The 15,039-nt window shown below is 47.5% G+C and carries 12 protein-coding genes; 8 read left to right on the top strand and 4 right to left on the bottom strand.

What is annotated here, in order from left to right:
* The first annotated feature begins 223 nt into the window (after window positions 1-223).
* Both gcvH and gcvP read left to right on the top strand, forming a co-directional pair.
* Entirely contained in the window at window positions 224-613 is a 390-nt protein-coding gene (gene gcvH / locus ELY25_RS08495) for a glycine cleavage system protein GcvH (protein WP_126950856.1), read from the top strand.
* A gap of 84 nt (window positions 614-697) precedes the next feature.
* Complete coding sequence (gene gcvP / locus ELY25_RS08490; RefSeq protein ID WP_126950855.1) at window positions 698-3,592, top strand: aminomethyl-transferring glycine dehydrogenase; 2,895 nt, start codon at window positions 698-700, stop codon at window positions 3,590-3,592.
* Window positions 3,593-3,633: 41 nt separating this feature from the next.
* Here the strand turns inward: gcvP and ELY25_RS08485 are convergent, their stop codons facing one another.
* Window positions 3,634-4,536 carry a LysR family transcriptional regulator gene (locus tag ELY25_RS08485; RefSeq protein ID WP_126950854.1) on the bottom strand — a complete coding sequence of 301 codons (903 nt, stop codon included), beginning with the start codon at window positions 4,534-4,536 and terminating at the stop codon, window positions 3,634-3,636.
* Between the two features lie 149 nt (window positions 4,537-4,685).
* On the opposite strand from ELY25_RS08485, the gene ppnN reads away from it, so the two are divergent.
* The 4 genes from ppnN (at window position 4,686) to ELY25_RS08465 (ending at window position 7,648) form a co-directional block, all read left to right on the top strand.
* Window positions 4,686-6,068: a nucleotide 5'-monophosphate nucleosidase PpnN gene (gene ppnN, locus ELY25_RS08480; protein ID WP_126950853.1), complete on the top strand. Its 1,383-nt coding sequence runs from the start codon at window positions 4,686-4,688 to the stop codon at window positions 6,066-6,068.
* A gap of 23 nt (window positions 6,069-6,091) precedes the next feature.
* Window positions 6,092-6,871, top strand: a complete 780-nt coding sequence (locus ELY25_RS08475; protein ID WP_236995682.1) for a sulfite exporter TauE/SafE family protein — start codon at window positions 6,092-6,094, stop codon at window positions 6,869-6,871.
* 150 nt (window positions 6,872-7,021) lie between these two features.
* Entirely contained in the window at window positions 7,022-7,222 is a 201-nt protein-coding gene (locus tag ELY25_RS08470) for a hypothetical protein (protein WP_126950851.1), read from the top strand.
* 213 nt (window positions 7,223-7,435) lie between these two features.
* Window positions 7,436-7,648: a hypothetical protein gene (locus ELY25_RS08465; RefSeq protein WP_126950850.1), complete on the top strand. Its 213-nt coding sequence runs from the start codon at window positions 7,436-7,438 to the stop codon at window positions 7,646-7,648.
* A 71-nt stretch (window positions 7,649-7,719) separates the two neighbouring features.
* Here ELY25_RS08465 and ELY25_RS08460 read toward each other — a convergent pair whose 3' ends face one another.
* The gene (locus ELY25_RS08460) at window positions 7,720-7,902 is read right to left on the bottom strand and encodes a hypothetical protein (RefSeq protein WP_126950849.1); all 183 of its coding nucleotides are present in this window, start codon (window positions 7,900-7,902) and stop codon (window positions 7,720-7,722) included.
* Window positions 7,903-8,244: 342 nt separating this feature from the next.
* On the opposite strand from ELY25_RS08460, the gene ELY25_RS08455 reads away from it, so the two are divergent.
* Window positions 8,245-9,585, top strand: coding sequence for a site-specific integrase (locus ELY25_RS08455; RefSeq protein WP_126950848.1), 1,341 nt, complete (start codon window positions 8,245-8,247; stop codon window positions 9,583-9,585).
* Between the two features lie 996 nt (window positions 9,586-10,581).
* On the opposite strand, the gene ELY25_RS08450 is transcribed toward ELY25_RS08455, so the two are convergent.
* Window positions 10,582-11,757: a YcjF family protein gene (locus tag ELY25_RS08450; RefSeq protein ID WP_126950847.1), complete on the bottom strand. Its 1,176-nt coding sequence runs from the start codon at window positions 11,755-11,757 to the stop codon at window positions 10,582-10,584.
* A 763-nt stretch (window positions 11,758-12,520) separates the two neighbouring features.
* Here ELY25_RS08450 and ELY25_RS08445 point away from each other — a divergent pair.
* Window positions 12,521-12,946, top strand: coding sequence for an antitoxin Xre/MbcA/ParS toxin-binding domain-containing protein (locus ELY25_RS08445; RefSeq protein WP_126950846.1), 426 nt, complete (start codon window positions 12,521-12,523; stop codon window positions 12,944-12,946).
* A gap of 194 nt (window positions 12,947-13,140) precedes the next feature.
* On the opposite strand, the gene ELY25_RS08440 is transcribed toward ELY25_RS08445, so the two are convergent.
* Window positions 13,141-13,656 carry a hypothetical protein gene (locus tag ELY25_RS08440; protein WP_126950845.1) on the bottom strand — a complete coding sequence of 172 codons (516 nt, stop codon included), beginning with the start codon at window positions 13,654-13,656 and terminating at the stop codon, window positions 13,141-13,143.
* Between the last annotated feature and the right edge of the window lie 1,383 nt (window positions 13,657-15,039).

The raw sequence follows: 15,039 nt of genomic DNA, 5'->3' as shown, positions 1-15,039 counted from the left end.
CTGAAGGGTAAATGCATAGCCGGTATAGCGTTCGGGCAATACAGCTTTCAGCATAATTCCTTATTAGTGGCATGATTTCGCCATGGAGAAATTTGTTTCCGATGAGAAACACGTTAACATGCATCCAAACATGCCTGTTAACTGGCACGCTAGTGGTCGCCAAGGCGAGCGACACGCGCTAGTATCCACATGTCCAGACACTTGTTTCATATAGGGAATCACCATGAGCAACCTTCCTGCTAATCTTCGCTACGCTAAAAGCCATGAATGGGTACTTGATCATCAAGATGGTACGGTGAGTGTGGGTATTACCGACCACGCGCAAGAAGCCCTTGGCGATGTGGTTTTCGTTGAGCTGCCTGAGGTGGGCCAAACCCTTACTCAGGGTAAGGAATTCGGGGTAATTGAATCGGTTAAAGCGGCCTCGGATCTATACTCGCCAGTTAACGGCGAAGTCATTGAAGTCAATGAAGCGCTGGAAGACTCGCCTGAAACAGTTAACGATGCGCCTTATAAAGGCGGTTGGATCATGAAAGTGCGTCTTACCGACAACAACCTGGATAGCCTGCTTGATGCCGATGCCTACCAGGCCACGATAAACGCTGACGACTAAGAATTTCAACACAGCCTGCCTTCATCGGCAGGCTGTGCATTTTACGCTCCTGCCAAGTTTCTTTTTCAAGCTCGGAATGCTCCCATGCCTTTTGAAACACGCCGTTTGGCCGAACTGGCCGACCACGATGCTTTTATCAAACGTCACAATGGTCCTGATACCACTGATGTGGAGACCATGTTGAAAGCGCTTAACATGAAGCGCATGGAAGACCTGATTGAGCAAACCGTACCTAGTGATATACGCCTGGAACGTGAACTTAATCTGGATGAGCCCCGTAGCGAAGCAGAAGCACTTGAGTACTTGAGCCAATTGGCTCGTCAGAACCGCGTAGCCAAGAGCTATATTGGCCAAGGGTATTACGGCACGCATATGCCTGCTGTCATTCAACGTAACGTGCTTGAGAACCCAGGCTGGTACACCGCATATACCCCCTATCAACCGGAAATTTCCCAAGGCCGTTTAGAAGGTCTGCTGAACTTTCAGCAGGTCATCATGGATTTAACCGGCATGGAGCTTGCCAACGCCTCCCTGCTGGATGAGGCCACGGCTGCGGCTGAAGCCATGGCGCTATGTAAGCGCGGCAATAAGAAGAGCAAATCCAACGCTTTTTTTGTTGCCGATGATATCTTCCCGCAAACCCTGGATGTGGTAAAAACCCGCGCTGAGTTTTTCGGGTTCGAACTGATTAGCGGGCCGGCAGACACGCTGGCTGATCACGATGTATTTGGCGCCCTTTTGCAATACCCATCCGCCAGCGGTGAAGTCCGCGATTTGGCGCCGCTTTTAAGTGCTGCGGCCGAACGTAATATCATGACCTGTGTGGCATCTGATTTACTTAGCCTGGTACTGCTTAAAGAACCGGGTGCTTTGGGTGCCGATATTGTGGTAGGCAACTCTCAGCGCTTTGGTGTCCCCATGGGGTTCGGAGGCCCCCACGCCGCCTTCTTCGCGACTTCTGACAAGCTCAAGCGCTCTATCCCTGGCCGGATTATCGGCGTTTCAAAAGATAGCAGGGGCAATACGGCGCTGCGCATGGCCATGCAAACCCGCGAACAGCACATTCGTCGGGAAAAGGCCACTTCCAACATCTGCACGGCCCAGGCGCTATTAGCGAATATTGCAGGTTTCTACGCAACCTATCATGGCGCTGAGGGGCTGCGTAAAATTGCTGGCCGCGTGCACAGGTTGACTACTGTACTGTCGGAAGGCTTGCTCCAGGCAGGCGTTAAGCTGGTACATGACAGTTGGTTTGATACGCTGCGCCTCACCGAGATCGACGCAGGTAAGATTCATGGCCGTGCCATGACGCACGATATCAACCTGCACTACTTCGCCAATGGCGATGTAGGTATCAGCCTTGATGAGACTACCACCGCACACGATGTCGCCACGCTCTTTGATGTGCTCTTGGCTGACGAGCACGGCCTTTCAGTGGCAGCGCTGGATGAGCAGATCGTCGCTAACGGTACAACCGGCATTCCTAACGCCTGCCAGCGTGACAGCGACTTTCTGAATCACCCGACGTTCAACCGCTACCGCAGCGAAACCGAAATGCTGCGCTATCTTAAACGCCTGGAGAATAAGGACCTATCGCTTGCTCATGCAATGATTCCGCTAGGCTCATGCACCATGAAACTCAACGCTACCAGTGAGATGATTCCCGTTTCCTGGCCTGCATTTGCTCACCTGCACCCGTTTGCGCCTCGCGATCAGGTAGCGGGCTACCATCAGATGATCGATGAACTCGCTGCGTTTCTGGTGGAAATTACCGGCTATGACCATATTTCCATGCAGCCAAACTCGGGAGCACAAGGTGAATACGCCGGCTTGCTGGCAATTCGCCGCTATCAGGCAGCCCAGGGTGAAGCGCATCGTAATGTGTGTCTGATCCCAAGCTCGGCGCATGGCACCAACCCGGCAACAGCTGCCATGGTAGGCATGGAAGTCATCGTGGTGGAGTGTGACCAGCACGGCAATATTGATGTCGAGGATCTTATTGCGAAAGCTGCCGAGCACAGCGACAAGCTTTCAGCGATCATGATTACTTATCCGTCTACCCATGGCGTATTTGAGTCCCAGGTACGCAAGGTATGCGAAATCGTTCATCAGCACGGTGCCCAGGTATATGTAGATGGTGCCAATATGAATGCCCAGGTAGGCCTAACCCGCCCCGGTGATTTTGGTGGTGATGTATCACACCTTAACCTGCACAAGACCTTCTGCATTCCGCACGGCGGCGGCGGTCCGGGCATGGGACCTATCGGCGTAAAAGCGCACTTGGCGCCCTATGTATCCAACCACGTCGTGACACCAATCAATGGCGTTAACCCTGAAAGCGGAGCCGTTTCCGCAGCCGCGTTTGGCAGCGCTTCCATTCTGCCCATCTCTTGGGCCTACATTAAAATGATGGGCGCACGTGGGCTGCGTGAAGCTACTCAGCTGGCTATCTTGAACGCTAATTACATTGCCAAGCGCCTGGAAGATGCCTACCCCATCTTGTACCGCGGTACCAATGGCCAGGTGGCCCATGAGTGCATCATTGATATTCGCCCACTCAAGGCTACTTCAGGGATTAGTGAAGAAGACATTGCCAAGCGCCTGATGGATTACGGATTCCATGCGCCGACCATGTCGTTCCCGGTACCGGGAACGTTGATGATTGAGCCAACCGAATCCGAATCACTTTATGAGATCGACCGGTTCTGCGATGCGATGATCGCCATCCGTGGCGAAATCACGCGTATTGAAAAAGGCGAATGGACGCTTGAGAATAACCCACTGGTAAATGCCCCTCATACCCAGGCTGATATTATGGATAGCCACTGGGATCGACCCTATGACAGGCAGCTGGGTGCGTTCCCAAGCGAAGCCGTGGCGGCTGCCAAATACTGGCCAGCGGTTAATCGGGTCGATAACGTATTTGGCGATCGTCAGCTGATCTGCTCGTGCCCAAGCATTGACGAATATCGTCGTTAATTGCCTGGCCCTTTTCGAGTAGCCTAACCCCTGATACCCGATTATTCGGGTATCAGGGGCGTTCGTTCCTGTATACGCTGTTTACAGAATCCATCCAGCAGCTTTTCATAACGCTTGGGCAACACCGAATCGCGGCGACGTAACAGGTACAGCTCTTCATTCACCGCATGCGGAAGGGTTAATGCCTTTACCTGCCGCTGCCAGGGTGACGTTTCCAATACCAGCAGCGATACCACCGTGAATCCTAATCCACGGGCAACTGCATCGAGCACCATGCTGACTTCGTTGGTAAACCCCTGATAGCGAAAGTGTGTCATGGATCGAAACTCGCTAGGATAATTGGTCCTCAACAAGGTATTGGCATGGTTAATGCCATCGTAATAGTTGAGAAAGCCGATCCCCATTAAATCGGAAAGCGTATTACCGGCAAAATCGGCGGGCACTACCAGACAAAGCGGCTCTTTATGCCATAACGTACAGGTAAGGTCAGGATGACTAACCGCTTCAGTAACAATACCTATATCGTAGCGCCCTTCCAGTAAGTCATTCACGATTTCATGATTAAATGCAAAGCTGTAATTGACAGTTAAATTAGGGTGCATCTGTTGCTGCCCTAAAATAAACGGATAAAACATGAGTCCTACACTGCCTGGCGAGGCAATCCGGCACTCGCCGCTATCCAGTGAGTCATCATCTAACCCATGGCGAAACTGTTCATGCTCGGCAAATAACTTCAGGGCGTAATCGTAAGCACGACGTCCGGATTCGGTCAGGGTAAAACTCCGCCCTTTACGTTCAAGCAGCGTTTTATCGAGATAGTTTTCCAATTTACGTACGTGTTGGCTGACCCCTGGTTGAGTCATCTCCAAGCGCTGTGCCGTTCGCGTAAAACTACCGGTCTCTACTAACGTAATAAAGGTTCTAAAATAGAGCGCATTAAACATGATAAAACGCCATCTTTACTTGCCACCGTATATGCTCAATTTGGCTATAGGGTAGCACAGATGTAGTAAGCACTGGCGCGCGCTGTACCACCTGCACGGGCGTGGTAGTATGCCAATAGATGCTAAAACGACCAGGAAACGACGGACTAATGACTCAAACCATTCAGCCTTACGCGACTATTTCCAGCATAATTTCTCCCGAAGGGAGCCTGGAAGTGTTATCCCAGCATGAAGTTAATCGCCTGCAAAGCACCTCGCAAAATGGTTTGCACGATCTATTGCGCCGCTGCGCTCTTGCCGTCTTAAATTGTGGCAGACCAACCGATGATAGTGTCGCTATCCTTGAAGCCTATAAAGATTTCGATATTGAAGTCTTGCAGCAGGATAGAGGCATTCGTTTAAAGCTTACTAACGCTCCGGCAGAAGCGTTTGTTGATGGACAAATGATCCGGGGCATTCGCGAGCACCTCTCTTCGATCATTCGCGATATCGTCTACGTCTATAACGAAATCCAGCAGCATAACCGGTTTGATCTGAACACGGGTGAAGGCACGACTAACGCCGTTTTCCATATCTTGCGTAAAGCCGGCACCTTAAAACCAGGCCGGGACCCAAGCCTTGTTGTGTGCTGGGGCGGCCACTCTATTTCGCGCGAAGAGTACGAGTACTCCAAGGACGTTGGCTATCACCTTGGGCTACGCGATCTGGATATTTGCACCGGCTGCGGCCCCGGCGCGATGAAAGGTCCTATGAAGGGTGCCAATGTAGCCCATGCCAAACAGCGCCGAAAAGATGGCCGCTATTTGGGAATCTCTGAACCCGGAATTATTGCAGCAGAAGCACCCAATCCAATCGTCAATGAACTGGTGGTAATGCCCGATATTGAAAAACGCCTGGAAGCGTTTGTACGCCTGGGCCATGGCATTATTGTGTTTCCAGGCGGGGTCGGCACAGCCGAGGAAATTCTCTACCTGCTAGGCATCCTTCTGCACCCGGGCAATAGCGAGATTCCGTTCCCCCTTATTTTTACCGGCCCGGCGGATTCAGCGGCTTATTTTCAAAAAATAGATGAATTTCTGGTATATACCCTGGGTGAAGAGATTCGTCAATACTACACCATCATTACCGGTGATCCGGTGGCAGTGGCCCGCAAGATGCGCGAAGGGATCAATACAATCAGAGAATTCCGCCGCCATCAGCAGGATGCCTTCTACTACAACTGGCGTTTAACGATTGCGCGTGAATTTCAGGCGCCTTTCGAACCTACTCATGAGGCCATGCGTGGGCTCGCCCTTCATCGCCAGCAACCCAAGCACGAACTAGCCGCCAACCTTCGTCGCGCGTTCTCGGGTATCGTTGCGGGTAACGTTAAGGAGCAGGGCATTAGGGCAATCGAAGCCCACGGCCCCTTTGTACTGACTGCTGAGCCTCTTCTTATGCAGCGGCTGGATGAATTGCTTAGTTCTTTTGTCGCGCAGGGCCGCATGAAACTGGATGGCCAGCCTTACACGCCCTGCTACGTGCTAAAGTAAGTTTGTATAGCTAAAAGCTGATAGTGGGCAGCCGCAAAAGCGGCTGCCCTACATTCACTGCTGGAAATACGATGCTACTGATCGCCCTATTTACTCTTTTAGCCGCTGGCATTGTTAAAGGTGCCATTGGCTCTGGCGTACCGGTACTGGTGATTCCAGTACTCACTATGCTTTATGACGTTAAATTGGCGATCGCCGTCCTGGTGGCGCCTAATCTTTTTAGCAATATCGTTCAAATATGGCAGTATCGCCGTCATCTTTTACCCACCCGGTTTTTGATTACTTTTTCACTAGCAGGTGCGCTCGGCATTATTGTCGGCACATGGGGCTTAGTCGTTTTATCACCTGAACTACTGTCGTTAGGCGTTGCGGGAGCGATCATCATTTATCTGATGATCAAACTTACCAATCGCCAATTTACGCTTTCCTACGCTACCGCCTCGCGTATTGTTATTCCTGTCGGTTTTCTGGGGGGTATTTTACAAGGTGCGGCGGGCATGTCGGCTCCCGCTTCCATCACATTTTTGAATGCAATGCGTCTGGAAAGGCCTGTGTTCATTGCCTCCATTTCCGTTTTTTTTGTCGCGATTACCTGTGTTCAGATTCCGGCCCTGCTGAGCACAGGCATCCTTACCATGCAACGCTCGTTATTCAGCATTGTGGCACTCTTGATCATTTTACTTACGATGCCTCTTGGTTCACGCTTAGGAAAGCGCTTGCCTCATCACTGGTTCGATAATCTGATTATGCTGCTGCTTGCCGGTATATCGCTCAAGATCATTACTGATGCACTACTCACCTAGATATTTATAAACTCAAGCGATACAAGCAAAAAAATGCAAACCCGCTACACTGAAAAGTGTTTAAAGGAGTTGCGAGTACGCTCATGGCACTCGCAATATCAGATAACTATCTGCCGATATGCATTCAGCGACCAAAGAGAGGGAAAAGCCATGTCAATGATTGACCAGCTACGTGATGGAAAGGCTAAAGCGTTTGCCAAACACTGCTATGAAAGCCATTCGGCTGAAGATCTTCGAGCCGCTGCAGAAGGCCCACCCGATCATTCACAAATTGAACACTGGGAAATTTCTGAAGGCCAGTGGGAAGAAGCCGTTGCTGCTGCTTTGGCAGATCATGAAGCAAAAGAATAGTATTTTTTAGCAGGATTATTATTTATAGCCGCCAGTTTTTTGCTAATGGGGGTTTTACATTAATTGCCTGCTAATCATTATCTATTTTTTACTATTATTAATAACTATTAAAGTAAGTGATTGTCTTGCTTACCCCATTTCATTAAGGAAACCAACAACTATCCGGGGGGTCTTATTGATAATGGGAATTGAAGGAAACCAAGGAGAAAAGCCATGTCCATAATGATTGACGACATACTGACACTTCCTAAAACCGATATTGAAGAAGACCTGTCAGTAGGTGACAAAAGAGAATATTACGGCCTAATGGATACTCGTGATGAACAACACCCGGTTTCAAGGGATGTTGTATTCAAAGTGGTTTCCGTTAATGATGATCATTACGAAATCAAAATACTGGATATAATAACGTCTGAAGAGCCATAATTTTCTTCGTTTGCTGTAACTAGCAAAAGCACTGGTTATGATTTTACCAAGCACCAGTGCTTTTTAAAAACCTATTGCTTAACGGTCACTTTGCGCAAGTCTTCAACACTTACCCCCTCAGGCAGTTCAGACTCATCAGCTGGCAGCCATACTGGGGATAAATCGCTATCTTCACGCCCATCTTTATGGGTATGACCAGGAATACGATATACCACCCTACTTTGATGATCATCCCAAGCAAATATCCGATCCATGCTTCTCTCCTAAAAACCAGTTACCTCAGCATAGCACCAACTTTCAAATCGTTTATTTGTTGAGCATTTATTAACAGACAACAAAAACGCCGCTCGGCATGACCCGTAAGCGGCGTTTTAATTTTAACTGGTCGGAGTGACAGGATTCGAACCTGCGACCTTTGCAACCCCATTCCATTTAACTCATATTTAAGCAGAAACTAAAAGGAACAAGAAACAATATTAACATATTGAAAATTAATAAATTAATTATGAATCATAGTTTTGTCGTTGTTTCCCACTGTACCCCGTTATATTCTGCTTTTGCTACCTATTTGCTACCTAGAAAGTAAGAGACCAATCATGACAACCACGGGAAAAATGAAGCTAACCGGCACAGCGCTTGAGCAGCTAACCAAGCAGCCGCCGAGCGATAACGTCTTCGATACTGAATTGGCTGGTTATCATGTGAGGCCGGGCAAACGTGGTTTAACCTTCCGCTTGTTTTATCGCACAAAGACAGGTAAACAACGCATTCTTACGATTGGCCGTTATGGCAAATTAACAGCAACCCAGGCGCGAAAAAATGCTACTGAAGCTCTAGCTACCGTGGCTCAAGGTGGCGACCCGCGTGCGGTGCTAGAGGAAGCAAAAGCTGAGGAACAGCGCCAGCAAGAACAAACGCTGCGAGCATACCTAGATGGCCCCTACTCTGCTTACCAGAATCGCAAGAAGGACGGCAAAGGAACTTTGCGCCGAATCCAAAAGGATTTTTCTGACTGGCTAGATAAACCCATGAGTAGTCTCACCCGTGCAGAGGTTGAACGTTGGCAAGCTCGTCAAGAAACTAAAGAAAAACCACTGGCCTTTAGCAGTCTCAAGCGTTCTTTCGACGCCATGCACGCCATGTTGATTCACGCCACCGAGCGCAAGGTAATACCAGCAAACCCATTAATGGGTATTAAGCTGCAAAAGCCAGCGATGAATGACGACGATATGGCTGAGCAAGCGTCACAACGACGTTATCTTGAAAATAATGAAGTTGAAGCACTATTTACTGGCTTGGAAGCTTATCAAGAAATGAAGCGTGAGCAGCGTCGCCGCAGTCGCGCTCATGGGAAATCATACCTGCCCGACCTGGATAGCTTGGTTTATGTTGATCATGTTAAACCGTGGGTTTTGACCATGTATTACACCGGCTTTAGGCCCGGCGATATTACCGGCCTTCGCTGGGAGCACATCAATCTGACCTTTGGCACGATCCGAAAGGTGATAGAAAAAACAGCGCATCATCACCCCGAGCCAATGACTTTCCCTCTATCCTCAGCGGCCCTCAATATACTAGCCGACTGGCACCAGCAATTTGGCAAACCGAAGACAGGCTTGGTTTTTCCTTCGCAGCGCAATGGGAAGCGAATGGACAAAACTGCCATGCAAAAGCCGTGGGCAAATATACGTAAGCTCGCCGGGCTGCCTGACGATTTGCTGCTATACAGTTTGCGGCATAATTTCGCCAGCCAGTTAGTAATGGCTGGTATCGACTTGCTGACAGTTTCTAAGCTAATGGCTCATTCCGATATTCAAACAACCATACAGTACTATGCTCACTTGCGTCCTGATCATACCCGCGATGCTGTGGAGGTATTCGTTAAACAAGGCCCACGTCAGCAGGATGCTGTTACTCCTTTGGCGATACTTAGATGAGGCTATTCCCTGAAACGTTACAAGTTCTTTATAGACAAGCTGACAGCGATTATCGAACTGTTACTGGAAAAGGCAGGAGCGCTTTCAAAAAATTGGACCAGATGAATTATGAATTTCTACACAGAAGTATTTGACAACAAACGCACTGCATAGACATCTATCTTACGCTCACAGGAGCGTATCATTCTCTGATTGATTGAGTACATTGTAGTGGTGCACTAAAATTCAGTATCAATGTAGTTGGTAATATTTTCCGCATAATCAAGGCATCTATTGGCCAAGAAACGGTCCTATCCTGAGCCGCTTACAGCTGACGCTGGCTTCCTTCATTAGCATCTCGTGATCGTAAATGCTGAAAGCAGACGCTGCTTCTCCTCAAAGCCTAAGGAATGACCTGATGGTAGATGCCAGCATCAAAAAAACAAACAACGGAAATACTGGAGACTGCCGAACGGCTCTGCGACTCTGTCTCGGATCTGGTTTCATAAAGAGCCTATAGACGTGCTCGATTTTCAAACTGCCGAATATCTGGTGGCTTCTAGTCGAGCCGCCGATCTTATGCCCTATCTGCAGTCGTTGGAAGCTGGATCAGCCCGATAACCTTCATGCGGGGTATGGCGTAAAAGTGAATGATCGCTATTTCCGTCAGATTTCGGCCAGGAGCCGCCTTTTAGGAGTCTCTGATATAACGCGCAGCTCAGCGGGCAATTGGAGCGCAACGTAAATTGATCCGCTGCAGCTGTTTGTTAGAGTACTTAAGCAATATTTTTACCAGCACCTAAGTACAAGGTTTTTATTGATATTTTCGTTAAGTCGATAGCTGCCATCGATATATCTACTCTATAAGCAGAAAACTCAGAATCCGGGCTTGTCCAACAACAGGATTAAGTCGCGGCTGCGCGCGACCTATCCTTGTTTATTAGCCAAAACTCAGTTCTGACGCTGCGATGGTCGAACTGAGTCTAAAACTACTCGACATTTCTTAACGATGGGGTGTTATTTTTTATAGCTGAACGCTTCCTTGAACACTGATAAAATTCGATCTGAATTCTCTGGAAAAACGACGTCCCCTGTTTCCATGTCGTAGAACTTTTCCAATACTGTAATATAGGCATGACCAACAGCTTCTGTAATAGCAATCGCTGTGACCGCAGAAATTGCGCCACCGATCAGGGTGCCAGCACCGGGAATGAATTTCAGGCCATTAGACACTACGGCTTTACCCACTTGTGCCAGTGCAGTAACACCCATAATGCCGGTTAAAACCGATGTCATTTTTGAATTATCTGCATCTAATTCGAACTCGCTATTAATTTTATAGATCATAGTGCTTTGTATAGCCGCAATGATAGGTGCATCTGAACCTGGAATAGGTGAGGCTCCTGCTGTTCCCGCTGCAAAGGAAGCAACGTGAACAACTTTTCTGGCTCCCTCTTGCATCGCGGTAAAGCGCATTTTCATTTTTAAGCGTTGTGCTTTACGAAAGGCATTTTTTGCCGATTTCTTGCCTTCAGAAAATCGCGACTCAGTTTCCTCGATCAGCGATTCAAGCCCTTTGACCTTTACTACAATGTCTTCATCAATTTCGTAGGGTACTGAATTGACGGAAACATAAGCTCCGCGTAGAAAGTTTTTATACTCTTTGTCGATGATAAGCTTAGCTTCTTCAACAAATTCTCTCTCAGTCTTTCCTGTAACACGAGTAAAAACTACAACAGCGGGGATATTGCGTTCAGCTAGAAGGCTAATCAACGTGAGATCGCGGTCTTCAACTCGATCACTGCTAGCTTTAATGCAAACCCAACCTATATGGGGTATGTCGCTGTCGTCATTGGCGTTATCAATGGCTTGGCTGAATTCTTTTTTCAGTGATTCCATTGTGCCTTGATAGTTTGCAGCCTCAATACCCTTGGTATCCCAAAGGCAAATACCTTTTTCAGGAATGGCAACTTTTTCAAGATGCTGAGTGACAGGCTTTCCTGCTCCGGCTTTAACCACGTCCTCACCAAAAATAGCGTTAATTAAAGTACTTTTACCTACACCGCTGGCACCACAAATAATGATGTTGCATTTTTCTTTTTCGTTTAAGGCCTTATTTTTGGCCTTTTGTTGATCAAATTCGCCGCTTTCCTCGTTGTAGCTATCGCCAAGAAAATCCCTATAATCGCTCATTATTTTTTCTCCGTATTACTTCAGTTCAAGGTTTGAATTATTTACTTAGCTTATTGAATGCTCTGTAGTTGCTCCCTCTAACAGTGATTATACATCCTTCTAAATAAGCTCAATGATCCCGACAGCGCGTTCAATCAGGTTATAACACCTTTCATTTACGACCTATCCCATTGAAATAAAAAGAAACTAAGTATAAATAGGCAACATAACATAGATTGTCGTGTCGGCTGCATAACACGGATGAATCAGCATGCCGCTTTTGCCCGGAATGACCGCTCAGGGTCGAAAGCTGGCCTATCCTGTTCTAGATCGGCAGATATCTTTTTTTCTTTAGCTTCCCGCTGTGATCTTAAATTTTCGACCATGTGGTGTAACTTATTGCTGGCACTTTATTTGAGCCATTCTTTGACCTCCCCCGATGGAAAAACATGCCATGAACGTTTCTGCTGAAATCGACCATGCACTCCAGAGATGGTAGGTACATCATGGCGTGAACCTAAAAAGGTTACCGCGTGTGCCAATGATGCCGAAGGCAACCTACCGGCACTCTACAAGGCTTCGAATGGGTTTTAGGCTTACTGCCCAAGCGCATATCGCTCAGCAACGCTATTATGATGCGTTCTTAAAAGGTTATCCTGCCAGTAACTCATTCACCGCTTGCTCGCCAATAGCCAACCCAAACGCCATTGTTGCTGCTCTATCTCAGCCCATACCAAGCTGAGTCTGCTATCTTTTCTGTTATCACATTAATAAGGAAATCCCCATGGTATCGGCAACCGACTGTGGACGTGATCTTGAGAAAAAAGCAGCTGCGCTTCTCGGTGCGAGTGACAACATCAGCTTAGATTTACTGATCCGTCGGGGTATCCCTCTGTCTGCTATGGACAGAGTCGATGCCTATGGCGTGAATGCTGTAGAGCTTAGCATCATCAGTAAAAGGGCTCTCAAACATAGATTGAATCAGGGAAAACCCCTCACCCCCTGTGAGGGTGACAAACTTTATCGGGCTATTCTGGCGACACTCTTTACGACATCAATTTTTGGTAACAAACAAAAAACAGATACTTGGCTACTTAAGCCGCGAAAAGCGTTCGGTGGGCAAAATGCTTTGCAGGCTAGTGCCACCACGCCAGGTTACAACTGCGTGGTGACGCTACTTGAGCGACTTCGTCATGGATTTGCTGCTTGAATACAGGCTTACAAAAAATCGCTATGTCATCAGAGAAATATTAACAGTACATGGCAGTCCCTTAGCAAAGTGGGCTTTTATTTCGCATTTGCTTTTATTCAATCGCCCACATTAACGATGTGGTGAATGACATAGCGGCTAGCTCAAAATTGCATCAACGAGGCTGGGGTTGAACACAATCCACCGCTCTTATATTAGCGAGGGTCTTCTTTTGGGTAGCTAGCGAGGACGGCGTTAGCGTAACGCTCAGCATCAGCCTGCGCGCGGTGAGGTATGGGTAGGTCTTTAAGGACGTGTTGAAGCGACAACATGTGCTGTTTACTGAGCAATTTATGCAGCTGATGAAAATCAGCTAATTGGAACGAAGGCTCTATGTTTGCGGCATCGAAAAGCCTGCTAATCCAGAAAAGATCTGAATCCAACGCATCACAAAACACGGTTTCAAAGCCGAGCATGTCATTCAGCCTTCTCGCGGCATCAACGACACCTAACCCTCGCTGGAACAAATCATCACGAGCGATACCATGAATAGACTCTGCCACGAGATCCCAGTGCGTCCAGTCGTCAAGGGGGCGAACGAGAAATCCATCGCTGTTGCCAAGCGTGTCGGCCCAGCCGAGCTCTATTGGATAGCTCTCAGGTTCAAGTCCCGAAGCTTCGACATCAATGAACGTTATCAGAGGAAGATCACTTGCGGCTAAAATATCCACTGAGCTTCTACACTCCGTTTCTGTTACGGGCTGTTTTTGACCGTTCTTAGCGACACAGTTATAGCAACTCCATCCTGTGCAATAAGAAACTTAGCATTTTAACCTGCTCTAAAAATCATATTCAATCAAGCACTTCGTGCAAATAATTATCAAAAATATTTAGCTCAAAATACTCATTAACTCAACTGTCAGAGTCAGACTGTAGGCTTTATCGAAGCCCAAATCTAAAATGGACCTACAACAGTGAATAGGAAGATATAAGGTACATTACTCATAATAAATAAATTTATCTAATCATGGCTATAATAATATTTCCTAAAAACTTACGTCATTTATTTTTTTCATTTTTTCGACGCCGAAGAACATACCCCGCTGCAATTAGCGTCCCGAACATAATGATCAAAATAGGTGAGACGCCAATTAAAAACTGTAACAATTCGCTCATGAATTTCGCCTTCCTAAAGTTAATGGAACAACAAGCTTATAGTATAAAAAATCCTCTTGACTATAAAAGTATTAAAATTTACAACATCATTTAAATTTACAAGGTCTCTCTTTACAAAACTTCAATACAAACTAAAACATTACCTATCCCAACAATCACTTTTTGATTGAAACCATGCAACATTGCGCCTTACAACTTAGTTCTTTGAATTATTATGATACAAGAATTTTCTATACCCACACGGCAATGTTTCATTGCTATAGATGTAATCCTTTAATTTTTAGAAGGGCCGGCACATTAACCGGTCACGTCACTCAGCCACACTCAATAGCATGTAGAAAACGCCGAACCTGGATTGCTCCGATCTCAGTTCCACAAGGTTTTATAAGTCCCCATTCTCATCAGTGCTTTGCTCGAATAAGACAGCCTTTGATTGCGGCCCACTTGTTTTCGAATATCTTAATCGGGAGATGACTAATGGTAGCAATCCTATAAAAACGTTCCAATGCCACAGAGTTCAGGTTCTTACACCCACGTCTGCGGCGGCTTCTTTACGATTGTATTGAGATCAATAACTGCGATCGAAGTTCACCCAGATGCATAGCCATAATGTTCTTCGCAGGCATCTATTCCTCCCACTTATGCTTGATCATTCCCAACAATGATGCCAGATAATCACGCGGGTCAGCGTTCGAGGGCTCGAACCCAAGCTGGCTCTCCGAATGAAATGACGCCAGGAAATCACGCTGACTTGCGTACGAGGGCTCGTACCCAGGCTGGCGTCCCCGAATGGAATGACCCAGGAAATCGCGCGGATTAGCGTTCGAGGGCTCGAACCCAGGCTGGCTTCTCCGAATGAAATGACGCCATGAAACCACGCGGGTCAGCGTTCGAGGGCTCGAACCCAAGCTGGCTCTCCGAATGAAATGACGCCAGGA

Origin of the sequence: Vreelandella populi (genome assembly GCF_003989825.1) — a bacterium.
GTDB classification, from domain to species: Bacteria; Pseudomonadota; Gammaproteobacteria; order Pseudomonadales; family Halomonadaceae; genus Vreelandella; species Vreelandella populi.
Note: the sequence above shows the minus strand (reverse complement) of the source record. Positions and strands in the feature narration are given on the sequence as shown.

Bases quoted from the DNA above. Each gene is read 5' to 3' on its own strand.
- gcvH (WP_126950856.1), top strand. From the start codon at position 224: ATGAGCAACCTTCCTGCTAATCTTCGCTACGCTAAAAGCCATGAATGG.
- gcvP (WP_126950855.1), top strand. From the start codon at position 698: ATGCCTTTTGAAACACGCCGTTTGGCCGAACTGGCCGACCACGATGCT.
- ELY25_RS08485 (WP_126950854.1), bottom strand. From the start codon at position 4,536: ATGTTTAATGCGCTCTATTTTAGAACCTTTATTACGTTAGTAGAGACC.
- ppnN (WP_126950853.1), top strand. From the start codon at position 4,686: ATGACTCAAACCATTCAGCCTTACGCGACTATTTCCAGCATAATTTCT.
- ELY25_RS08470 (WP_126950851.1), top strand. From the start codon at position 7,022: ATGTCAATGATTGACCAGCTACGTGATGGAAAGGCTAAAGCGTTTGCC.
- ELY25_RS08465 (WP_126950850.1), top strand. From the start codon at position 7,436: ATGTCCATAATGATTGACGACATACTGACACTTCCTAAAACCGATATT.
- ELY25_RS08460 (WP_126950849.1), bottom strand. From the start codon at position 7,902: ATGGATCGGATATTTGCTTGGGATGATCATCAAAGTAGGGTGGTATAT.
- ELY25_RS08455 (WP_126950848.1), top strand. From the start codon at position 8,245: ATGACAACCACGGGAAAAATGAAGCTAACCGGCACAGCGCTTGAGCAG.
- ELY25_RS08450 (WP_126950847.1), bottom strand. From the start codon at position 11,757: ATGAGCGATTATAGGGATTTTCTTGGCGATAGCTACAACGAGGAAAGC.
- ELY25_RS08445 (WP_126950846.1), top strand. From the start codon at position 12,521: ATGGTATCGGCAACCGACTGTGGACGTGATCTTGAGAAAAAAGCAGCT.